This is a genomic window from Cellvibrio polysaccharolyticus (assembly GCF_015182315.1).
In the GTDB taxonomy this organism is placed as follows: Bacteria; Pseudomonadota; Gammaproteobacteria; order Pseudomonadales; family Cellvibrionaceae; genus Cellvibrio; species Cellvibrio polysaccharolyticus.
This window is the reverse complement of record NZ_PRDL01000001.1, coordinates 803,256-824,704: the sequence shown is the minus strand read 5'-3', so window position 1 is coordinate 824,704 and position 21,449 is coordinate 803,256. Positions and strand designations below refer to the sequence as shown.

General features: G+C 52.3%; 17 protein-coding genes. 15 read left to right on the top strand and 2 right to left on the bottom strand.

Annotation, left to right across the window (positions count from 1 at the left end):
• Positions 1-141: 141 nt before the first annotated feature.
• From gnd to C4F51_RS03615, 5 genes are all read left to right on the top strand, one after another.
• The gene (gene gnd, locus C4F51_RS03635) at positions 142-1,593 is read left to right on the top strand and encodes a decarboxylating NADP(+)-dependent phosphogluconate dehydrogenase (protein WP_193907244.1); all 1,452 of its coding nucleotides are present in this window, start codon (positions 142-144) and stop codon (positions 1,591-1,593) included.
• A gap of 888 nt (positions 1,594-2,481) precedes the next feature.
• On the top strand, positions 2,482-3,327 hold the full coding sequence (locus C4F51_RS03630; protein ID WP_193907242.1) for a putative porin: 846 nt from the start codon (positions 2,482-2,484) through the stop codon (positions 3,325-3,327).
• A 327-nt stretch (positions 3,328-3,654) separates the two neighbouring features.
• Entirely contained in the window at positions 3,655-4,263 is a 609-nt protein-coding gene (locus C4F51_RS03625; RefSeq protein WP_193907240.1) for a gluconate 2-dehydrogenase subunit 3 family protein, read from the top strand.
• Between the two features lie 46 nt (positions 4,264-4,309).
• Complete coding sequence (locus C4F51_RS03620; RefSeq protein ID WP_193907238.1) at positions 4,310-6,034, top strand: GMC oxidoreductase; 1,725 nt, start codon at positions 4,310-4,312, stop codon at positions 6,032-6,034.
• A gap of 167 nt (positions 6,035-6,201) precedes the next feature.
• The gene (locus C4F51_RS03615; protein ID WP_193907236.1) at positions 6,202-7,053 is read left to right on the top strand and encodes a sugar phosphate isomerase/epimerase family protein; all 852 of its coding nucleotides are present in this window, start codon (positions 6,202-6,204) and stop codon (positions 7,051-7,053) included.
• Between the two features lie 152 nt (positions 7,054-7,205).
• On the opposite strand, the gene orn is transcribed toward C4F51_RS03615, so the two are convergent.
• Positions 7,206-7,751 (bottom strand): oligoribonuclease, encoded by a 546-nt coding sequence (gene orn, locus C4F51_RS03610; protein WP_193907234.1) that lies wholly within the window; start codon positions 7,749-7,751, stop codon positions 7,206-7,208.
• Between the two features lie 229 nt (positions 7,752-7,980).
• On the opposite strand from orn, the gene rsgA reads away from it, so the two are divergent.
• The 10 genes from rsgA (at position 7,981) to C4F51_RS03560 (ending at position 20,397) form a co-directional block, all read left to right on the top strand.
• Entirely contained in the window at positions 7,981-8,991 is a 1,011-nt protein-coding gene (rsgA, locus tag C4F51_RS03605) for a small ribosomal subunit biogenesis GTPase RsgA (protein ID WP_193907232.1), read from the top strand.
• An 82-nt stretch (positions 8,992-9,073) separates the two neighbouring features.
• Positions 9,074-9,898, top strand: coding sequence for a sulfurtransferase (locus tag C4F51_RS03600; RefSeq protein ID WP_193907231.1), 825 nt, complete (start codon positions 9,074-9,076; stop codon positions 9,896-9,898).
• A 195-nt stretch (positions 9,899-10,093) separates the two neighbouring features.
• A complete protein-coding gene (locus C4F51_RS03595) occupies positions 10,094-11,677 on the top strand; it encodes a DUF3369 domain-containing protein (protein ID WP_193907229.1) in 1,584 nt (527 codons plus the stop codon).
• Positions 11,674-13,047, top strand: a complete 1,374-nt coding sequence (locus C4F51_RS03590; protein ID WP_193907227.1) for a sensor histidine kinase — start codon at positions 11,674-11,676, stop codon at positions 13,045-13,047. Before C4F51_RS03595 ends, C4F51_RS03590 begins: the two co-directional genes overlap by 4 nt.
• Positions 13,048-13,258: 211 nt before the next feature.
• Positions 13,259-15,607, top strand: a complete 2,349-nt coding sequence (locus C4F51_RS03585; RefSeq protein WP_193907225.1) for a fatty acid cis/trans isomerase — start codon at positions 13,259-13,261, stop codon at positions 15,605-15,607.
• Positions 15,608-15,701: 94 nt separating this feature from the next.
• A complete protein-coding gene (locus C4F51_RS03580) occupies positions 15,702-16,862 on the top strand; it encodes a DnaT-like ssDNA-binding domain-containing protein (RefSeq protein ID WP_193907223.1) in 1,161 nt (386 codons plus the stop codon).
• Positions 16,774-17,463 carry a replication protein P gene (locus C4F51_RS03575; RefSeq protein WP_193907221.1) on the top strand — a complete coding sequence of 230 codons (690 nt, stop codon included), beginning with the start codon at positions 16,774-16,776 and terminating at the stop codon, positions 17,461-17,463. The genes C4F51_RS03580 and C4F51_RS03575 overlap by 89 nt, the downstream gene beginning before the upstream one ends.
• A gap of 25 nt (positions 17,464-17,488) precedes the next feature.
• Positions 17,489-18,037 carry an outer membrane beta-barrel protein gene (locus tag C4F51_RS03570; protein WP_193907219.1) on the top strand — a complete coding sequence of 183 codons (549 nt, stop codon included), beginning with the start codon at positions 17,489-17,491 and terminating at the stop codon, positions 18,035-18,037.
• The gene (locus tag C4F51_RS03565; protein WP_193907217.1) at positions 18,027-19,361 is read left to right on the top strand and encodes a hypothetical protein; all 1,335 of its coding nucleotides are present in this window, start codon (positions 18,027-18,029) and stop codon (positions 19,359-19,361) included. The genes C4F51_RS03570 and C4F51_RS03565 overlap by 11 nt, the downstream gene beginning before the upstream one ends.
• 163 nt (positions 19,362-19,524) lie before the next feature.
• Positions 19,525-20,397: a glucosaminidase domain-containing protein gene (locus C4F51_RS03560; RefSeq protein WP_193907215.1), complete on the top strand. Its 873-nt coding sequence runs from the start codon at positions 19,525-19,527 to the stop codon at positions 20,395-20,397.
• On the opposite strand, the gene C4F51_RS03555 is transcribed toward C4F51_RS03560, so the two are convergent.
• Positions 20,360-21,427: a polysaccharide deacetylase family protein gene (locus C4F51_RS03555; protein WP_193907213.1), complete on the bottom strand. Its 1,068-nt coding sequence runs from the start codon at positions 21,425-21,427 to the stop codon at positions 20,360-20,362. The genes C4F51_RS03560 and C4F51_RS03555 overlap by 38 nt on opposite strands.
• Positions 21,428-21,449: the final 22 nt, after the last annotated feature.

The following is a 21,449-nucleotide window of genomic DNA, read 5'->3' as shown; positions in this document are numbered from 1 at the left end:
CGATATATATGGCTGATTGCCGCTGTTATTTTTTTATATAAACATGAATAATAGCCGCCCTAAAAAGAGAGCGCTGCCGGAGAAGGGAGCGGTGCCATTCCGTGACAAAGTATCAACCACAGACGATAGGCTAATTGCATTATGAAACCACTTTCGGATATAGGGCTGGTCGGCCTCGCCGTGATGGGCGAAAACCTGATTCTTAATATGGCCAGCAAAGGCTACACCGTTACTGCTTACAACCGCTCCGTCGACAAAGTCGACAACTTCCTGGCCGGTCGCGCCCAGGGCAAGAGCATTCGCGGTGCCCGTTCCATTGAAGAACTGGTGCAGTCACTGGCCAAGCCACGCAAAATTATGCTGATGGTTAAAGCAGGCCAGGCAGTTGATGACTTTATCGAACAATTGATTCCTCACCTGGAAGCAGGCGACATCATTATCGACGGTGGTAACACACATTACCCGGATACTGACCGTCGTACCGCTTACCTGGCGAGCAAAGGTCTGCGCTTCATCGGCACCGGTGTTTCCGGTGGTGAAGAAGGCGCCCTGACTGGCCCATCCATTATGCCTGGCGGTTCTCCGGAAGCCTGGCCGTTTGTCAAAGACATCTTCCAGGGCATTTCTGCCAAAGTGGACGATGGCAGCCCTTGCTGTGATTGGGTAGGCGAGAACGGTGCTGGCCATTTCGTGAAAATGGTGCACAACGGTATCGAATACGGTGATATGCAGCTGATCTGTGAAGCCTACCAGATCATGAAGGAATTGCTGGGTTTGACCACTGACGAAATGCACGAAGTTTTCGCCGAGTGGAACACTGGCGAACTGGACAGCTACCTGGTTGAAATCACCCGCGACATCCTCGGCTACAAAGAAGACGGTGAAGCGCTGGTTGAGAAGATTCTGGATACCGCCGGCCAGAAAGGTACCGGCAAGTGGACCGGTGTTATCGCACTGGACCTGGGCGTACCGCTCACCCTGATTTCCGAAGCCGTATTCGCTCGCTGCCTGTCTTCACAAAAAGACGAGCGTGTTGCTGCATCCAAAGTGATCAGCGGCCCGGCAGTGAAGTTCGAAGGCGACAAAAAAGCCTTTATCAACGACCTGCGCAACGCACTTTACGCTTCAAAAATCGTTTCTTACGCTCAGGGCTACCTGCTGATGCGTGAGGCGGCCAAAGAATACGGCTGGAACCTGAACTACGGTGGCATCGCCCTGATGTGGCGCGGCGGCTGTATCATTCGCTCTTCTTTCCTCGGCAACATCAAGGAAGCGTTTGACAAGAACCCGGACCTCAACAACCTGTTGCTGGACGAGTACTTCCTGAAAACCGTTGATGCAGCCCAGGCTGGCTGGCGTCGTGTAGCGGCAGCAGCCATTGCCAACGGCATTCCTGCTCCGACCATCACCTCAGCCCTGACCTACTTCGACGGCTACCGCACTGCCCGCTTGCCAGCCAACCTGCTGCAAGCACAGCGCGATTACTTCGGTGCGCACACTTATGAGCGCACTGACAAACCACGCGGTGAGTTCTTCCACACCAACTGGACCGGTCGCGGCGGCAACACAGCTTCTTCTACTTACAACGTGTAAGTAACCGGAAGTTTGCCTCTTGAAAAACCGGAGCTTTCGCTCCGGTTTTTTTATGTCTGCGATTTATGCCTGGCTGCATCACCTGGCGCTCTGCCGCCCCGCTTAATATCAACAGATGGCTAATTTATAATCAGCACCACAAACGTCTTTCCGTACAGCCCGCGCACGACACAGCGAAGCGCCGGTGAGAATTCATAACAACCTCAACCTGAGCAGCAAAGAAAGCTGACACACTCAAGTATTGGCTCTCACAAAGCAACGCGGCCGCTGCGTCGCCATGCACCTGTATTTCATCAAGCCAACGGCAAACAAGCAAAAAAACACCGCTTGATTTATTCAACCCTTTGCGCGCTTAAATAAATATTCAGATGAATATTTTCTGCACCAGGCCATCACCAACCCCACCCGATACCCGCCGTTTGCCGAACACATTTTATTCACTGCAAATCAGCAAAAGCCGACATTTAAAAAATGTCGTCATGCTCAACTGCCTCTAATGCCAAAAAAACTCTCTACACCGTCACCTATTTAATGAGATACAAACACACCCCGGCTTACGACGATAATCACAACTCCGAATATTAATTCATACGCCACACTGCGATAAAACGCCTTAATGCGAAAAATTTGCACAAAAAACCAGCAAAATAAATTTTCGGTTATAAACATCGCGCCGATTTCTTTTAAACACAGCACAAATACTAAAAAGAAAATAACGCCGAGCCAGCAAAAATAAGCGATTTAAAACACCTGCGGCCTATTTAGCGCCAAAACACTATTTTCATGACATATTTTTTAAATCTTCCTTTCATTTTTTTTTCGGTTGCTATACTCAAATCACCATAAAAAAAGAACGGTCGACAACATTTTCATATTTAGGAGTTTTTTATGCGAATTCAAAAACATCTCGCGACTGCAGTTGCTCTGGGTATGGCCGCCAATTTTGCAATGGCAGACACCTATCAAACGGAACTGAAAGTTGATTACGGACACGTAGACTACGACACCAGTGGTTACGATTCCGATAGCGGTTCTGTTACGGGTAAATTGTATTTTCAGGAAGTAGAGCTGAAAAACTTTGTTTATGGTGAAGCTGCCTTTTTGAACAGAGCCAGTAATATTTCTGTGAGCTATGGTCAGGATGAATTTAAAGAAGATCAGCACTTCCCTGCACTGGATGCTCATTTGCGCACTAAAACAACAGATCGTGTGACGTCTGCGAACGTTGAGTTTTATGTTCCTAACACCCCGATCTACATTGCCGGTGGTGTGAGTGACTTCAAAAGCAGAATTCGCGGCTGGGAGCGTCAGGGCAACGAAGAAACCCGCATCCGTGAAAACATTAACCCAAGCAGCTACTGGCATGCCAGCCTGGGTATTACACCGATTGACGGCCTGTTGATCGCCACCGATTTCTACGAAGATGACGACATTAAAGACCGTTGGACGCTGCGTACCAAATACGTTGCTGATCTCGGTGGTAAAGCCGTTAACTTTGAAGCCGGTTACGAATATTTTTACGGCGAAGATGTTGTAAATGCGGCTGTGGACTTTTACCTGAGCCGCAGCTTCAGCCTGGGTGCCACCTACGAATATTACGAAGATTCCAACTGGGATGACGTATGGGGCGTAAGAGCACGTCAGTTCTTCAGCAACCACTTCTCCCTCGATGTTGGCTACAGCAAATGGGATGACAACGACGTTTACAGCGCAGGTGTTGCACTGCGTTTCTAAGCGGCAGCTTGTTAAAAACCGGAGCCATTGTGCTCCGGTTTTTTTATGGAAGAAGTATCCGTCAGACCCGCCTCATAACAACAACCAGGTGAATGGCGGTGCGCCAGCCTGACTGCTCGCTCATGCCTCATATTCCCACTATGCCCCCTCGCCAGCGCCCACTATTACCTTTTTACCCACCAGCCACAGCACAGCCCTTAATGGCGCAGGTTTCTGTATGGTTTTGTAAATCAACTTGAATTTCGCATGTAAACGATTACATTTTGCCCCACAAAACCCTGGTTAGTTATTCAGCGACACACCTTCTACTAAAAATCGGGCATTTACATGCATAACGATATTCTCGACACCCCGGCGCAACTGTTTGAACGCCGCACGGCGATCAAACAACTGGCCGTGCTATGCGGGCTGGCTTTATCCAGCCAATCCCTGTCTTTGATGGCACAGAGCTTTTCCTCACCGATAGATCAATCACGCAAGAAGCAAGGTTTGCTCAAAGCAGCCCAACTGGAGCTTGTGAAAGTGCTGGGAGAATTGATTATCCCCACTACCGATACACCCGGCGCTATCGCGGCCGATGTGCACACATTTATTCATTATCAGCTGGCTTACTGCTTTAACCAAAGCGAGCAGCAGACCATTTTAAATGGCCTTGCCACGCTTGATGAGCAGGCGCAACAACGCCATAAAAAAGTATTTGTCGCTCTCGACGCGGATGCACAAATCCAGCTGCTACAGGATATGGAAGCTGCACGTAAAGGCTTTACCGAAACCCACCGGCAGTTTTTCAAGCAGTTCAAATCGCTGGTGATGTTCGGTTATTACACCTCGGAAATTGGTGCAACGCAGGAGCTGGCTTATCTCGCCATTCCCGGCGGCTACCGGGGCGACTTCAAATTTTCCGAAGTTGGCAAAGCCTGGGCATTGAATTTTTAATTAATTCGCCCTCTTCCACACCTATTCACATCGTGATGAGCAGCTTATGAGTGACTCTGTTTACATTATTAAAAGCCAGGAAATTTTCGATGCAATCGTCGTCGGCTCCGGCATTACCGGCGGCTGGGCCGCGAAAGAGCTGACCGAGCAAGGCCTGAAAACGCTGATGGTTGAGCGCGGCCGCCCGGTTGAACACCGCAAGGATTATATTGGCGAAGGTGTAAAATCCTGGGAAATGCCATTTCGCGGCGCGATCGAAAAAAATGTCGCCGATGAACAATATGCGGTGCAAAAACAAAACTACGCCTTCAGCGATGCCACCAAACATTTTTATGGCAACGACCGCGACTATCCCTACAGCACACCGGAAGGAAAACCCTTCAGCTGGATTCGCGGCAATCAACTGGGCGGAAAGTCACTGTTATGGCACCGTCAATCCTACCGCTGGAGTGATCTCGATTTTGCAGCCAATGCCAAAGATGGTCATGGCGTTGATTGGCCCATTCGCTACGGCGATTTGACCGACTGGTACGACCACGTAGAAACCCATGCGGGCATCAGTGGCTCGGTAGAAAATATGCCGGTACTGCCGGACAGTAAATTTTTGCCCCCGTTTGAATTCAACAATGTTGAAAAAGTTATCAAGCAACAGCTTGAGGCCAAATATTCCGACAGAAAGTTGATCATGGGTCGCTGTGCGCATCTATCGCAACCGGCGCCGCACCATGTTGAGCAGGGCCGCGTGCAGTGCATGGCGCGCAACGAATGCCAAAAAGGTTGTTCCTTTGGCGCTTACTTTTCCACGCAAAGTTCTACCCTGCCGGCGGCGGCAAAAACCGGTAATTTATCCATCGCTACCAACAGTATTGTGCACAGCGTTATCTACGATCCGAAAACCCGTCGCGCCAGCGGCGTGCGCGTGATTGATAGCGAAACGATGGAAGTACGCGAATACTTCGCCAAAATTATTTTCCTGTGCGCCTCAACGCTGGGCACCACCCAGATCATGTTGAACTCGGTCAGCGAACAATTCCCTACCGGTATCGCCAACTCGTCCGGCGTATTGGGCCATTATTTGATGGATCACCTTTACGGCGCCGGTGCCAGCGGTATCGTACCCGGTCATCTTGAAGAATATTATTCCGGCCGTCGCCCGACCGGCCTGTACGTGCCGCGTTTTCGCAATGTCAGCAAACAGGATGCGCCGTTTGTAAGAGGCTATGCTTACCAGGCCAGCGCCCAGCGTGAACACTGGTCAAGCTTTGCCAACAAAGATGGTTTCGGTGCCGATTTCAAACACGCGATTCGCAATGCCGGCAATTGGAGTTTTGGCCTGAACGGCTCCGGTGAGATGCTGCCTGATTTTGATAACAAGGTAACGCTGCACCCGACACTGAAAGATAAGTGGGGTATGCCACAGTTACTGATCGACTGCACTTTCTCCGATAACGACTTGAAAATGCAAAAAGACATTGCCGAAACCGCCGGCGAAATGCTCGAAGCCATCGGCTTGAAAAACGTTAAAACCCATGACCGCAAATGGCCGCCAGGCTTGTCCATTCATGAGATGGGCACCGCCAGAATGGGCAAAGATCCAAAAACTTCTATTTTGAATGGCTATAATCAGGCACACGATGTACCCAACCTGTTTGTTACCGACGGTGCCTGCATGACCTCCAGTGCCTGGCAGAACCCGTCACTGACTTACATGGCACTAACAGCCAGAGCCTGCCGCTACGCGGTAGAACAATTGCGGCAAGGCAAGCTCTGACTTGAGGGAAGCCGGGAGAAGGTAAAGGATAGTTAAGTCTCTCGTGCTTCTCAGGAAAATCGGTATAAACACGCTTGCGGACCATGTCTGTTGCCGTGCAACTGCCGACTGATAATAACCGCGTTACCACCGTTTCACCTTGTTCAATACCAACACAGGGCCACACTATGAATATAATTAAGAAACTAACAATGGTTGTTCTTGCCAGTTTTGCCTTTATCGGCATGACGACTCAGGCGGCAACTGATCCGAAAATCAGCGTTCAACTCTGGTCGGTTAAAGATGACCTGAAAGAAGATTTTGAAGGCACGCTGAAGAAACTGGCCGGGCTGGGTTTCCAGGGTGTTGAGTTTGCCGGCAACTACGGCAAGTTTGAAAATGATCCGGAAGGCTTGAAAAAATTCCTCGCCGAGCTGGGTCTGCAAGCGTCAGGCGCTCACGTTGGTTTTGACAAATTCAATGAAGAAAACTTCGACCACACCGTCGATTTCTTCAGCAAGCTGGGCGCGAAATTTTTGATCGTTCCTTACGACAAGCGCTCTTACGATCCGGAAGCGGTTGATGCCATGAATGCCGAGCTGGCGGTAATTGCCAAGAAACTCGAGAAGCATGGTTTGCAAACCGGTTATCACAACCACGCACCGGAATTTGCTGACTTTAAAGATTCCACCTTCTGGGACTACATCGCCACCAACACGCCGAAAAATGTGGTGCTGCAACTGGATGTAGGTTGGGCTGCAGTAGCGGGTAAAGACGGTGCCGAGTACATTCGCAAGTACCCGAACCGTACCAAAACTACCCATTTCAAAGCTGGCCTGCCGGAAGGCACCAAAGACAAAGTGTCTATTATTGGTCAGGACATTGTTGACTGGAAATCCGTTATCAAAGCAGCACGTGAAGTGGGCGGCACCGAGTGGTTTGTTGTAGAGCAGGAAGTGTATCCAAACAACCTGACTCCGCTGCAAGCGGTTGAAGCCTCCATGAAAGGCCTGCAAAAAATTCTGGCCGAAATGAAGTAATTAATTTCGCCACGTAAAAAAATCGCATCGCAGGAAAACCTGGATGCGATTTTTTTTGCAACTTTTTTATGGTTACTCAACTACCGGAAAACCCGTTCAGCCATCGCAAAATGATCACATCACTTTACCCCGGCGGTTGATCAAACCTGGTATCAATCGGCTTTGAAAAAAGTGGCACGGTAATGCTGCAACTCGGCAATGGAATCGCGAATATCATCCATCGCCAGATGCGCACCGGATTTTTTCACGCCAGCCAATACATCCGGCCGCCAGCGGCGCGCCAATTCTTTTACCGTGCTCACATCCAGATTGCGGTAGTGAAAATAGGCTTCCAGCTGTGGCATACCACGCACCAGAAAGCGGCGATCCTGGCAGATAGAATTACCGCAAATGGGCGACTTGCGCTCCGGCACCCACGGCCGCAGAAAGGCGATAGTTTCCGCTTCGGCCTGCGCGAGGCTGACGTTACTTTCCCTGACCCGCTGTGTTAAACCGGACTTGCCGTGCTGGTTGGTATTCCACTCGTCCATCGCATCCAGAATGCTGTCCGGCTGATGAATAGCAAATACCGGCCCTTCCGCCAGAATATTCAAATTGGCATCAGTCACCAGGGTCGCAATCTCAATAATGACATCGCTGTCCGGTTCCAGGCCGGTCATTTCCAGATCAATCCAGATCAGGTTATCTTCATTCAACATATCAACCTCGATACCAACAGAAATAGGTAAATACAGTTTACCTGCAAATTACCGTTAAAGAGCCAATCGCCAAAACCTGACTCGCCCTCAAGGGCAATGGTTGCGAACACTACCCGTCGCAAAAAAACCGTTTATAACTTTTTCGAGTGTTTTCAACCACGATCAGGCACAATTGCCGGCAGAGTAACGCCTCAAACCCACTTCCACAACCGCCAATCTGTAACGGAAAATGAGCAAAAGAAAATTAAGCCGTCGCCAGGCCTGGCGTATTGAAAAAATTCAAAGTGAACGCAGCGCTCGCGCTACGCGCCGCGATAATATTGCCGATGAGCACCTGCAGGAGGGCGATCTTGGCCCCGAACAGCACGGTCTTATCATCACTCACTTTGGCACCCAGGTGGTGGTGGAATCCATCGACGCGCCTGGTGCTCATAAACGCTGCCACTTCCGTAGTAACCTGGGTTCGCTGGTCACCGGTGACCGGGTGGTCTGGCGCGATGGCAACCCTTACGGCGTAGTCGTCGCGGTACTGCCGCGCGAAACCGAGTTGTCCCGTCCTGATCCGCACGGCGATATGAAAACTATCGCCGCCAATATCGACCGGCTGATCATTGTTATTGCGCCCTACCCGGAAGCCCATGCCAACCTGGTCGATCGCTACCTGATTGCCGCCTGGACAATCGGCATCGAGCCGGTGCTGTTGATCAATAAAGTGGATCGGATTGATGACGCCACCCGTGACAAGATGACCACACTGGAAAACACTTACCGCAAGCTTGGCTACACGGTATTGAAAATTTCTACCCAAACCGGCGAAGGCCTGGATGTGTTGACCGGTTATCTCTCGCAATTTACCAGTGTCTTTGTCGGCCAATCCGGCGTCGGCAAGTCATCGCTGATCAACGCCTTGTTGCCGGATGCCAATTTGCGCGTCGGTGAACTGTCCGAGCGCCAACAGGGCAACCACACCACCACCAACGCGCGGTTGTTCCACTTTCCGGGCGGCGGCCAGTTGATTGACTCGCCGGGTATTCGCGAATTCGGCTTGTGGCACATGGATGCCGATCAGGTATTGGAAGGCTTTGCTGAATTCCGTCCGTTTATCGGTTATTGTAAATTCCGTGACTGCAGCCATCGTCACGAACCGGGCTGCGCTATTCTCGCGGCATTGGAAAAAGGCGACATCAGCCAGACCCGTATGGACAGCTACCGCTATATTCTGTCAACGTTGGCACAATAAAGTCAGGAAGCCATCGAACTTTTGCGGCGGTTACATGGACAAATAATGTACCGCTGCAATTATTTTAATAACGGAGCCCACTATGTCCTCACTACCTTACATTATTGAACCCGCCCAACTGGCGGCGCTGCAGGTACAGACCACCAATCTGCTGCTGGTAGATTTATCGAGTGACGAAAATTATCAGCAGGGACATATCGACGGTGCCATCCATGTGCCGCCGCGCTGGCTATTGAGCGGCCACCCACCGGTTCCCGGCAAAATTGCCAGTGAAGATCAACTCAACCGGTTATTTTCTTTTCTCGGCCTGACGCCCGATACCCATGTTGTTGTCTATGACGACGAAGGTGGCGGCTGGGCGGGGCGCTTTATCTGGACCCTGGACGCTATCGGGCACACCCGCTACTCCTATCTCAACGGCGGCTTGCATGCCTGGATCAACTCCGGCCTGCCGCTGTCGCAACGGGTTCCCACCGTTAAACCCACCAAAGTGAACGTGACGATTAACCCGGCCGTAGTGGTTGAGGTGGTGGATATTCTGCGCGATCTCGACAAGGTCAACTTTGTGGTTTGGGATGCGCGCAGCCCGGCCGAATACCGCGGTGAGCGGGTGCTGGCGCAAAAAGGTGGCCATATTCCGGGCGCTATCAACTGCGAGTGGACCAATCTGATGGACCGCAACCAGGGTTTGCGCATCCGTGAAGATGCCCGCGAGTACCTGGCGGCGCTGGGACTGAATAACAAACAGAAAATAGTCACCCACTGCCAGGGGCACCATCGCTCCGGTTTCACCTATCTGGTGGGCAAGGCGCTGGGCTTCGATATTCGCGCTTACCACGGTTCCTGGGCCGAATGGGGCAACCATCCGGATACCCCGGTTGAGCTGCCATCGGAAGCTTCCGCCTGATTTTTCCCCCTCTCACACCGGCATCTGCCGGTGTGCTGCATTAATTTCCTCGCACTACTGCCCAGCGCCTGAAAAATTCGGTAAATTATTGCTTTCGCCTTGCCGCAACGGCGTCAAATTCTTCTATACTCTAATGCAAATTTTCGCGCCGATTCTGTGTTGGTGTTGATGGCGCTTATCCATGAGAATAACAAAATGGAATTTCTGAAGAAGTCGCCCAAAACCTCTGCGCTGGACACCGCTGCCCGCTTGCAGCGCAATGTGCCAGCCTGGAAAGTTGCCATTATTGACGATGACCGTCAGGTGCATGCCGTTACCCGTCTGGTATTGGCCAACACCCGCATTGATGATATTCCTATCGAGTTTCTTGATGCCTTCAGCGGCAGCGAGGGGCTACGCCTGTTTCAGGATCACCCTGATATCGCGCTGGCATTTATCGACGTGATTATGGAGTCTGATGATGCCGGGCTTGATCTGATTCACCGCATCCGCCACGAACTGGGCAACCACACTACCCGCATCGTGCTACGAACCGGACAGCCCGGGACCTCTCCCGAAGAAACCATCATCCGCGACTACGACATCAACGACTATAAAAGCAAAATCGAACTCACCGACACCAAACTGAAAACCTGCACCTTCTCCTGCATCCGCTCCTACCGCGACATCCTCACCATTGAAAACAGCCAGCGCGGCATGCGACGCGTTATTGATGCCTCAGACTCGGTGCTGCTCAGCCGCAGCCTCTACCAGTTCGGTAACGCCATTTTTGAACACACCATTCAATTGCTGGGTATCAACACCACCGAGATGTATCTGGTGACCCGGCACGAGGATTTATACGGGGATACCGAGCTGACCTTGCTGGCCGCTACCGGCGCCGCGGTAGAACTGCGCTCCGGCTGGAACACCTCCATCCTGCCGCCGGATGTTAAAACCAGCATCATGGAAACCCTGGTGCGCAAACGCTCCAGTAATAAAGACGGCATTTTTATTGGTTATTACAATACCGACCCGCGCACCGAAAGCGTGCTTTACACCAATTTCCGGCAGCCTCACTCTGAACTGCAGGAAGATATCCTGCGCATGTTCGCGGCCAACATTACCCTGATTTTCCAAAACCTGTCGGCGCGGGAAATCATTCTGGAGACGCAGAAAGAACTGCTGCTGGTTATTGGTGATGCGATTGAACTGCGCTCCAAGGAAACCGGCAGCCACGTGCGCCGGGTATCGCTGATGAGCGAGCTGCTGGCGCTGCAAATAGGCCAGTCCAACGAGTTTGCACAAACCCTGCGCCACGCCGCGCCGCTGCATGACCTGGGTAAAATCGGCATCCCTGAATATATTCTGCACAAGCCCGGCAAGCTGGACCCGGAGGAATGGGAGATCATGAAATCCCATGCCACCATCGGCTATGAGATGCTGAAAAATTCCAACCGCATCATCGCCAAGATGGGTGCGCGCATTGCACACAGTCACCACGAGCATTGGGATGGCCGTGGTTACCCGCAAGGTTTGTCCGGTGAAAGCATTCCCCTCGAAGGGCGTATTGTCGGTATTATCGACGTGATTGACGCCCTGGGTTCACAGCGCACTTATAAAAAGGCCTGGGCTGAAGAAGATATCAAGCAATACATTATTGATAGACGTGGCTTGCAGTTCGATCCGGCGCTGGTAGATGCAGCGATTGTACTGTTTGATCAATTTCGGGAGATTCGTCGGCAGTTGCCCGACATTCTCACTCCACATACCCAGAACATCAGTGAATCCTCATCATGAGTACACGCTTCTCCGATATTCTGCACAACGTCTCCCGATCACCGGTTATTGATACCGGCGATTTGCAGGCCGCCGCACGCTTGATTCTCAATGCAGCCCGCGAGGGTTTGAAGGTTCAGCGCAGCAGTATCTGGCTGCTGGACCATGATCATCAGCACATTCGTTGCACCCTGCTACTGGACGAAACCAGCGAGCAGCAACAGCTGCCGGCGCTCAGCCGCGAACATTACCCCGATTATTTCGCGGCACTGGATAAGGAACGGGCCATCATTGTTAACCAGACCGCCAATGATGCAAGCACCCGGGACAGCCTGGAAACTTACCTCAGACCGCTGGATATCCAGGCTTTGCTGGACGCTCCCATTCGCCATTACGGCCAGATGATTGGCGTTATCTGCTGCGAGCATCAACACTCCACGCGCGAGTGGCGCGATGAAGAAATTGCTTTTTTAAGCACCCTGGCCGATTTGTATGGCCGTGCGGTCACCTCCGAGCAACGCCTCAATTACGAACGGCAACTGGAGCTGATTAACGAGCAACTGGAAAGCAAAGTGCTGGAGCGTACCCAGTGGCTGGAAAACGCCCTGCGCAACCTGACTCATACTCAAGCCAAATTGATCGAAAGCGAAAAGCTGGCCTCCATTGGCCGTATGGTGGCAGGGCTGGCACACGAAATTAATACCCCGCTGGGCATCGCGGTAACCTCTGCCAGCCACTGCGAATCCGAGCTGAAAAAAACCCATCGTTTGTACAATCAGCGGGAACTGGACGAAAGCCAGTTCCGCGATTTTTTATTATCGCTAACCGAGGGGATGCATCTGGTTTCCCATAATCTCAATCGGGCCACCAATCTGGTACAGAACTTCCGACTCAGCGGAGCGATTCAAACCTCGTCAGAAGAAGAAGTGTTTGAGCTGCACAACTGTATTGAAATTATTCTTAAAAGTTTGCAACCGCTGTTAAAAGATCATCATCTGATTTGCCACTTCTCTACCCCGGAACCGATTCGGTTGAATAGCTACCCGGGCGCAATCGCGCAAATTTTAACCAACCTGGTTACCAACAGTATTAACCACGGCTTTGTCTCCAAAGCACCGGGCGATATTACGGTAAACATCGCCATCCAAAATGGCCAGGTGCATTTGCATTATCGGGATAACGGCAGCGGCATCAACGAAGAGATTCACGATAAAATTTTCGAACCCTTCTTTACCACCGCTCGTAAAACCGGCGGCTCGGGGCTGGGTTTATCCATCGTGCATAATCTGGTTACGCAAAAACTGAAAGGCTCTATCAGTATTGAGCAGATGCCCAATCAGGGTGCCGGTTTTTTAATCCGCTTTCCTCTTAGCGTATCAACGCCCGCCTGACATTGTCAGCGGGCAGTTTTTAAAAAATCTGCCACACTTGTTTAATCCCGAGACATTAATCAGCCATTTTCACTGGAGATCGCTGGTATTATCCGGTTTAAAGCCACGCACCGCGAATAACCGCTAACCTGTGCGCCGCTTGAAAATTTCCTGCAGTAAGCCGCTTGCCGATTGTTGCATCCACTGAATAAAAAGTCAGGTTTGAATGTTTATGCCAACCCACCCGTGGACTCGTCGCTGCCTGCTGCTCGTTGCTGTGTTATTACTCACCAGCTGCGCCACCTTTTTTCAATCTTTCTGGAACGAACGCTACGGCAAAGCCGAGGCGATGGAATACAGCCAGGTACTGCAACAAAGCACCATTGAGTACGACCGCCACGTGCGCCCCATTATTGAAATGCGCTGCACGGTTTGCCATGGCTGTTACGATGCCCCCTGTCAGTTAAAACTGGATTCTTTTCAAGGGCTGTTGCGCGGCGCCAATACGGACAAAGTCTACGACGGCACCCGTCTGCTGGGCGCCAGCATGACCCGCCTGTTTGAAGATGCGCACACCACCCGTGAATGGCGGGATAAAAAATTCTTTCCGGTATTGAACGAGCGGGACAACACCGCTGAAAACAATATCGAAGCCGGTGTATTGGCTCGCCTGCTAACCCTCAAACAAAATCACCCGCTGCCCAAAGAAGCGATTCTGCCAGCCAGCTTTGATTTTGCACTCAACCGCAACCAGCAGTGTCCGCGTCTTGAAACCCTCGACAGCTATGAAAAGAACTTCCCGTTATGGGGAATGCCTTACGGCTTGCCCGGCCTGACGGAACAGGAACACAGCACCTTGATGTCCTGGCTGGAAAAAGGCGCACCACCGGGGCCATCGGTAAAAATTCCGGCCAACATCGAACCGGAAATTGCCCGCTGGGAAACATTTTTTAATGGCGATTCCATCAAGCAGCAGTTAGCCAATCGTTACATTTACGAGCATTTGTTTTTAGCGAATTTATATTTCCCCGAAGCAGAAGGCGTGTACTTCCGGTTGGTGCGCTCAAACACACCTCCGGGCCAACCCTTGCAGCGCATCAGCACTTCACGACCGTTTGACGACCCGGGCGTAGAGCGGGTGTATTACCGGTTGTGGCACGACCCGTCCACCATCGTTGCCAAGTCTTACATGCCCTACCGTTTGGATGCTGACCGTCACCAGCGTTGGCAGCAGCTGTTTTACGAAACCAGTTACGATGTTACTGAGCTGCCTGGCTATGACCCGGCAAGCGCCGCGAATCCGTTCAAAACCTTTGCCGAATTACCCGTAGGCAGCCGCTACCGTTTTATGCTGGAAGAAGCCCAATTCACCATCATGAACTTTATTAAAGGGCCAGTCTGTCGTGGCCAGGTGGCACTGAATGTTATTCAGGATCATTTCTGGGTGGTGTTCGTCGCGCCGGAATTAATGTCGAGTGAAGAGGATGCCATTTTCTTTCGCGAAAACAGTAACCACCTGCAACTGCCCGCATCGGTGGGGAACACACTCTTGCCGCTGAACAACTGGAACCATTATTCAAAACTGCAAAAAGAATATCTGGAGGCGAAAGCACAATATATTTCGCAAAAAATGGAACGTCAGGGTGCGGTCACGCTGGATATGATCTGGAACGGCTACGGCAATAATGACAATGCCGCGCTGACCATTTTCCGCCACAGCGATAGCGCCAGTGTCATTAAAGGGCTGGTGGGTAATGATCCGAAAACCGCCTGGGTTATCGGTTATCCGCTGCTGGAGCGCATCCACTATTTACTGGTGGCCGGCTTCGATGTGTATGGCAATTTGTCCCATCAGCTGCTGAGCCGTTTGTATATGGATTTTCTGCGCATGGAAGGCGAGATGACCTTCCTCGATTTTCTGCCACCGGAAGCACGCGAAGCAGAGTTGATGCTCTGGTATCACAACGCCGAGAAAAAAGTACACGAATATCTGGGTATTTATCAGAAGAATCTCAACGTGAACAACGATATTGCTTACCACACCGACAAACCCAAGCAGGAGCTGTTCGGCATGCTGCGCAATCATTTGCAGCCGGTGCTCAACCCGCAATACGATATCACTGCAATCAAGGCAAACAGCAATACGCTGGCAGAGCTGAAAAAATTGCACCTTACCCGCGGCACCAGCCTGCGCCATCTGCCGCAAACCACGGTAATTCGCATTGAAGAGTTGGGCACATTTACCTTGCTGCACAACAATGCCTTCAGCAATTTGTCATCGCTATTTAATGAAGAGAGCCGACGTATGCCGGCCCAGGACTCGGTGACGCTGGCCAAAGGTATCATCGGTTCCTACCCCAATGCGTTTATGTACCTGAGCGAAAAGCAATTGCCCGACTTTGTAGCGCGCATTGGCAATATGGAAAGCGAAGCCGATTATCAGGCGCTGCGCGCCAGATACGGCATTCGCCGCTCCGATCCGGATTTCTGGTCTTTCAGCGATGGCCTGCATGCCAGCTTTAAAGCCGACCAGCCCGCCGAGGCCGGATTACTCGATTACAACCGGCTGGAGAATCGCTAGCGGTTGCACAAATTGTGACCGCCGGGACAATTCCTTCCGGCGCCGCCCCGGCGGTGGTTGCGTCACTATAATTCGGTGCTAAAGTGGCACACCTATGAACTCATCCCTGATTCCTGAAAAACCGCTGCTGATTTCCCCGTCGCTGGCTGTCACCATTGGCCTTGAAGAGGCCTGTATGCTGGCGGTGTTAAACGAGGCTGCCCACTATTTGCCCACTCGCGCCTGGCAGGGCCACCAGTGGTTTACGCTCGACAATACGCTGATCACCCGTCTGATGCCTTTCTGGAATGCTTATGACATTGATCGCGTCAGCCGTAACCTGAAAGACAAAGGCATCATTCTGCTGCACTCTGCGCCCTTTACCAGCAGTGGCGAGTTGCAGCTGGCGTTCAATGAACAGGCAACCGCACCGCGCGCGGCAGCACCGGCACAACCGGCCATTGCCAGCGCCAACCGCATTGCCCCCAGCTGGCAGCCGGATCAGGAATTACTGCGCCGCCTTGCCGAGCTGAATATTCCCGAGGCGTTTGCCATGCAGCAATTGCCGGAATTTATTACCTACTGGCGGGAGAAAGGCGATATCAGCCACGCCTGGGGGTCGCGCTTTTTAAAAGATGTGATCTACAAATGGCGCCATCACCAGAGCCAGACCGCCCGTGAACAACGGGAACTGCGTGACCAACAGGAAAACGCTTTCCTTAACCGCGACCAGGAAACCGCCATGCACAGCCAGTGGCGCCCCAGCCGTGATGCCCTCGAAGTACTGGTGAAGCACGCGTCCATCAGCCTCGCCTTCGTGGAAGACGCCATTCCGGAATTTATTCTTTTCTGGAAAGAACGCGGCGATGTGGGTAAAACCTGGAACAGCAAGTTTATCCAGCACGTCAAGCGGCAGTGGGCGCGCTACACCTCGGCGCTGGAGCACGACACCGAGCCGCGCCGCATTCCGGAAAGCTGGTCGCCAGGCGCGGAAGTTTTTGATGTATTACGGCTGGCCAATATTGATCTGGAGTTTGCCAAACGCCAGATCCCCGAGTTTTTACTCTATTGGCGGGAAAGCAATCAGGTGTATGCCTCCTGGAACACCAAGTTTCTGCAGCACGTAAAATACCATTGGGCCAAACAGCACGCGCTGGCCACACTCAACTCGCAACAGGTCGATAGCCATGCAGGAAATCAATCCACTCATCCAGCAACTAGCACAAGAGATCGCAGCCTCCTCGAAGACCTCACCGACCGAAGCTGGGCGCAGTGATCAGGCCGGGCCACAACGTGCCCGCAGCAGCACTGAAAAAGCCGCGCTGGTGGATGCCTTGAATGAAGTGTTTGCGCTGTTTCGTATCAATTACCACAACCAGTTTTACAAGGCTTACAGCGATAGCCAGGTGCTCGCACAAATCAAAAAACTCTGGTTTGAAAGCCTGCAACAGTTTGAACCGGCAACCCTGTTACGCGGCGCGCGCAAGGTTATTGAAGAATCCGAATACCTGCCTACACTAAACCGCATGATTCGCGCGTGCCAGGGCGACCCGGAAAGTGTTGGCCTGCCGGATGCCCGTACCGCCTATATTGAAGCCTGTACCGCCCGCAGCCCCAAAGCGGCACAATCCTGGAGTCATCCGGCGGTTTATCATGCCGGGCTGGCCAGTGACTGGTACTTTCTCGCCAATAACACCGAGAGAGTCGCCTTCCCGATTTTTGAGCGTCACTATGTGCGAATTTGTGAAAAAGTGATGAATGGCATGGAGCTGCCCCACCCGAATGCGCCATCATTGCCAGCCACCATCGAAACACCGCTTTCAAAAGAAGAAAATCAGCAGCGTCTCAGCGAACTGCTTAAAACTCTGGATATGTAAAACCCAGCCCCATCAAGGACAGCATATGAAAAAATACATCGCTTTTTTAACAGCACTTCTGGTTGCAGAAGGCGCCCTGGCACAGCAAAGCCCGGTTGAGTTTCATGCGTCCGGCCAGGCGGTTATGACCCGCATCAAAGCCGCCGGTGAGCACTTTTCGCCAACGCTGTTCCAGTTCAAAGCCGATGCACAATTAACCGAAGGTTTTTTTGATGGGGTGGGTTTGCAAGGCGTAATCGGGGTGCCTATCAGCGATGACAAGGAAAACAACCTGACCGTCGATATCAAACAGCAGAGCGCCGCCTACGTGACGTTTACCAGCCCCAATAGCGAGCCGGACGATTTGAAATTTGTGCTGTTTGTCGGTTACGCCTCCACCGAGCTTGAAAGCCACCTCAGCACGCTGGATCTCAAAGTAAAAGATAAATACGCCGGCACCAGCTACGGCTTTTCCCTGCAGCAGCGCATGTTTGCCAACAAACCGGTGTATTTGACGCTGGACTGCGCCCGCTACTACAAAAAATCCGATATGAAAATTGACGGCTGCGGCCTGGGAGCGACCTATGCGTTCTAAGCCCTCAACGTCCGGCCTGCTGCTGGCCGCCGGTTTATCCGTCTTTGCCGTCACGACGCTGACCGCTTGCGGCGGCGATAAAGGCGATAGCCGTCAGTTCTCACAGCTGGTCACCGCCAACAAAAACAATATTATCCGTATTGCACTGGCCGACAACGAAGGCGTGGTGCATGCCAAAGGTACTCATCAATTCCAGTTGCTGGGCTTTAACGCCGATGGCACCGAGTTTGATATCACCGACAAAACTACCTGGACCCTCAGCGACCAGAACCTGGCGACAATTACAAAAGGCGGCTTATTGACGCCCAAAGTCGACAACGGTGATCTTACCCTTACCGCCAGCTTTGCCGGGCTTACCGCCACCCAGCCGGTGAGTATTTCCGATGCTGACCTGGTGAGCATCGCCATTGAAAACGCCAGCACCGCCGTCAATGTATGCCAGGACACCCGCTTTACTGGCAAAGCACTGCTGGCGAACGGGCTGACGTTGGATTATCCGTTGCAATGGCGCCTCGCCAATAGCGCGGACAGCACCAAAGCCGCGTTTTCCGACGTCAACCAACCGGTGTTACATACCTATCAAAGCGGTGCGGTAAATGTCATTGCTGAAGGCCGTAACAACGCCGGCCAGCTGATCGCGTCCTCGCCCTTCACCATGAACATCAGCGACTCGCTGGTATCGCTGAGCCTCGCCTCCAGCAGGGGCAATACCAGCAATGGCGTAGTACTGCCGGAGGGTCAAACCACCGAGCTGTCGGCCACCGCCAACTGGACAGATGGCAGCAGCGGCAATATCACCCGTAATGCACGTCTGAGCGTCGATAACACCGAATGGGCAACCATCAATGCCCAGACCAACGTGCTCACCGCGAACACCGGCAGCTACCAGGGCAATGTGGTTAACGTCACCGCGCTGTGTGATGATCAGACCGCAACCCTGCCGATTGAAATCAACAAAGCCGATATCAACAAAGTGGAGATCGGCGGTTCAGACAATGGCACCGGTAACCTGACCGTCAACGAAGGCAGCAACCTGACGCTGAGATTGACGGCCACCTTTGAAGACAATGGCGGGTCAGATCAGAACTTCAACCACAATGTGGAATGGAGTATTGATACCAGCCAATCCGGTGCTTTCAATCCCAACCTCATTCGCATCACCGATGCGGGCGTGGTGGAAACCAGCAGTAACCTCAACCTGAATGGCCGCTTGAATCTGGTTATTCGTGCCCGCGTTGTGGATGACCTTGGCAATACACTGCGCAACCGCGCCGGTGTTGCTCTGGAAGATACCGAAACCGTAGTGGTGGTTCCGCGCATCTAGCAGAACGGCGGGGCAGCGCTTTCACAAGCTTGCTGCCCTGCCGCTTATCAGGCGATGCCTATCGTCTGAATCATCTTGATATCTACCCCGCCAACCCCATATCATAATCGCCCGCCATTCCACACCGCCGCGCAGCAGCGACATTACTGATCATCACGCATCCATGAAAACATCGTTATTCAAATACTTGTCAGCGGGTATCTTCACCGGCTATGCCGCCTTTTGTCTGGTGATAGTGATCGCACTCTCCAACTACCGTTTGCCTGGTGACGACCATTTTGGTGAGCACCTGACAACCTCAACGCTACTACCCGACTTCGCCGCCATAGAACAAACACCGGAGCGCAAACAGGCGTTTCTGGAGATGATGTTACCGCTGGTAGAGGCGAAAAATATCGCCATCGTTAAAAGCAGAAATTCCCTGCTGAAGATGCAAACGGCCCTTGAGAGCGAACAGCCGCTTACTACGAAGCAATTATCTTTACTGCAAAAGTTGCGCGATCGCTACCACGTAACGGAAGAAGATGAGCCCGATCAACAAAAAGCGGTGGCGCAACTTTTATTGCGCGCCGATGTGATTCCCGAGTCGATGGTGTTGGCACAGGCCGCGGTGGAGTCCGGCTGGGGAACCTCGCGTTTTGCCGGTGAAGCACACAACCTTTTTGGCCAGTGGTGTTATACGCCCGGCTGCGGTCTGGTACCGGCACGACGCGCCAGCAATGCCAAACACGAAGTGCAGTTATTTGAAAATGTGGAAGGCGCGATCAGTGCGTATTTTCGTAATTTGAATACCCACCGCGCTTATCAATCCTTCCGCAAACTGCGGGCGCAATTGCGTGAAGAAGGCAAAGCGCTGTCCGGCTCGCAACTGGTAACAACCCTGGGCAAATATTCATCCAGAGGCCAGGCGTATATTGAGGAATTGCGTACCGTAATTCGAGCCAACCGGCTGGAAGCGCTGACACAAACACACGCTCACCAGCCTGCCAACGCGGCGGCTAACCCTCGTGTTGCCACTGCCCATTCCGGTCAGTAACCAGCCACTGACGGGTGTACCAGTAAAAGCGTCCTTCTCCGGCCGGAGCGGTACAGTTATAACGCGTGCGCCCGGCCTTTAAATCATTGCTCGCATGAGCACGCACACGCGTGCCAGATACCGCCAATGCAGCAGCGCCCTGCCCGGATACAAAACAACGTACAGCGGTGGCGAGTTTTTCGTTCTCAAATTCCAGTTCCAGCAACGGCCGGTTACCGGCAACGACCCTATCGTCCTTCAAGGCAGTTTTTGCATCCGGATTTGCCCAACTGCGGTATTTGACGGTGGGGAACGGCAAGGTATTTACTTTCATGGCGAAATCCTTGAGGTCACCGTAGCTGCCACCAAACGGGAAGCGTGGCAGCGACCACAGCCCTTCACTGGCTTGCAAAGGGCCGGACTGTTGGCCAAAGGCAACGAAACCCAGGCGGCGCACCAGAGCGATCACCCGCGCATCGTATTCACCAAACGGATAGGCCAGCAGCTTGTGCCGCTGGCCAATTTCTTTTTCGATAGTCGTTTGTGCCTCGGTAATTTCACGCTCGATACGCTGCTGCCAATCCTTTTCCGTCTCGCCCGCTTGCAAGCGCACCAGATGCGGATGGGATACCGTATGGTTGGCAATGGTCACGCCGTGTTTTGCCATTTCCCGCAGCTGATCCCAGGAGGCAAACCCCTGACGTTTTTTTTGGTGCGGCTCGGTGTTTATAAAAATGGTAAACGGCCAACCGCGTTTTTTTAAAGCCGGAAACGCATTGTCATAAACCGAGGTGTAGGCATCATCAAAGGTAATAGCAACCGTACGATCTGGCAGCGGCTTGTTATCTTTTAACAAGGCAACCAGTTCAGGCAGCGCCACCACAGTAAATTTCTGATCTTCCAGGTATTGCAGGTGTTCGAGAAACAATGCCGGGTCAATACTGGTGGATGCCGGTGTTTTATCGCTGACATGGTGGTATTGCAAAACCACCGCCGCTGAGGCGCCGGCATTCATGCACAGCATCAATAAAAGAACATAAAAAATACGCATGTTTTTCTCAACCTGAAGGTGG

Excerpts from the sequence above, each read along its gene's own strand:
- C4F51_RS03615 (WP_193907236.1), top strand. The coding sequence starts at position 6,202 with ATGAATATAATTAAGAAACTAACAATGGTTGTTCTTGCCAGTTTTGCC.
- orn (WP_193907234.1), bottom strand. The coding sequence starts at position 7,751 with ATGTTGAATGAAGATAACCTGATCTGGATTGATCTGGAAATGACCGGC.
- C4F51_RS03565 (WP_193907217.1), top strand. The coding sequence starts at position 18,027 with ATGCGTTCTAAGCCCTCAACGTCCGGCCTGCTGCTGGCCGCCGGTTTA.
- C4F51_RS03590 (WP_193907227.1), top strand. The coding sequence starts at position 11,674 with ATGAGTACACGCTTCTCCGATATTCTGCACAACGTCTCCCGATCACCG.
- C4F51_RS03575 (WP_193907221.1), top strand. The coding sequence starts at position 16,774 with ATGCAGGAAATCAATCCACTCATCCAGCAACTAGCACAAGAGATCGCA.
- C4F51_RS03570 (WP_193907219.1), top strand. The coding sequence starts at position 17,489 with ATGAAAAAATACATCGCTTTTTTAACAGCACTTCTGGTTGCAGAAGGC.
- C4F51_RS03600 (WP_193907231.1), top strand. The coding sequence starts at position 9,074 with ATGTCCTCACTACCTTACATTATTGAACCCGCCCAACTGGCGGCGCTG.
- C4F51_RS03555 (WP_193907213.1), bottom strand. The coding sequence starts at position 21,427 with ATGCGTATTTTTTATGTTCTTTTATTGATGCTGTGCATGAATGCCGGC.
- C4F51_RS03585 (WP_193907225.1), top strand. The coding sequence starts at position 13,259 with ATGCCAACCCACCCGTGGACTCGTCGCTGCCTGCTGCTCGTTGCTGTG.
- C4F51_RS03620 (WP_193907238.1), top strand. The coding sequence starts at position 4,310 with ATGAGTGACTCTGTTTACATTATTAAAAGCCAGGAAATTTTCGATGCA.
- rsgA (WP_193907232.1), top strand. The coding sequence starts at position 7,981 with ATGAGCAAAAGAAAATTAAGCCGTCGCCAGGCCTGGCGTATTGAAAAA.
- gnd (WP_193907244.1), top strand. The coding sequence starts at position 142 with ATGAAACCACTTTCGGATATAGGGCTGGTCGGCCTCGCCGTGATGGGC.
- C4F51_RS03580 (WP_193907223.1), top strand. The coding sequence starts at position 15,702 with ATGAACTCATCCCTGATTCCTGAAAAACCGCTGCTGATTTCCCCGTCG.
- C4F51_RS03625 (WP_193907240.1), top strand. The coding sequence starts at position 3,655 with ATGCATAACGATATTCTCGACACCCCGGCGCAACTGTTTGAACGCCGC.
- C4F51_RS03560 (WP_193907215.1), top strand. The coding sequence starts at position 19,525 with ATGAAAACATCGTTATTCAAATACTTGTCAGCGGGTATCTTCACCGGC.
- C4F51_RS03595 (WP_193907229.1), top strand. The coding sequence starts at position 10,094 with ATGGAATTTCTGAAGAAGTCGCCCAAAACCTCTGCGCTGGACACCGCT.
- C4F51_RS03630 (WP_193907242.1), top strand. The coding sequence starts at position 2,482 with ATGCGAATTCAAAAACATCTCGCGACTGCAGTTGCTCTGGGTATGGCC.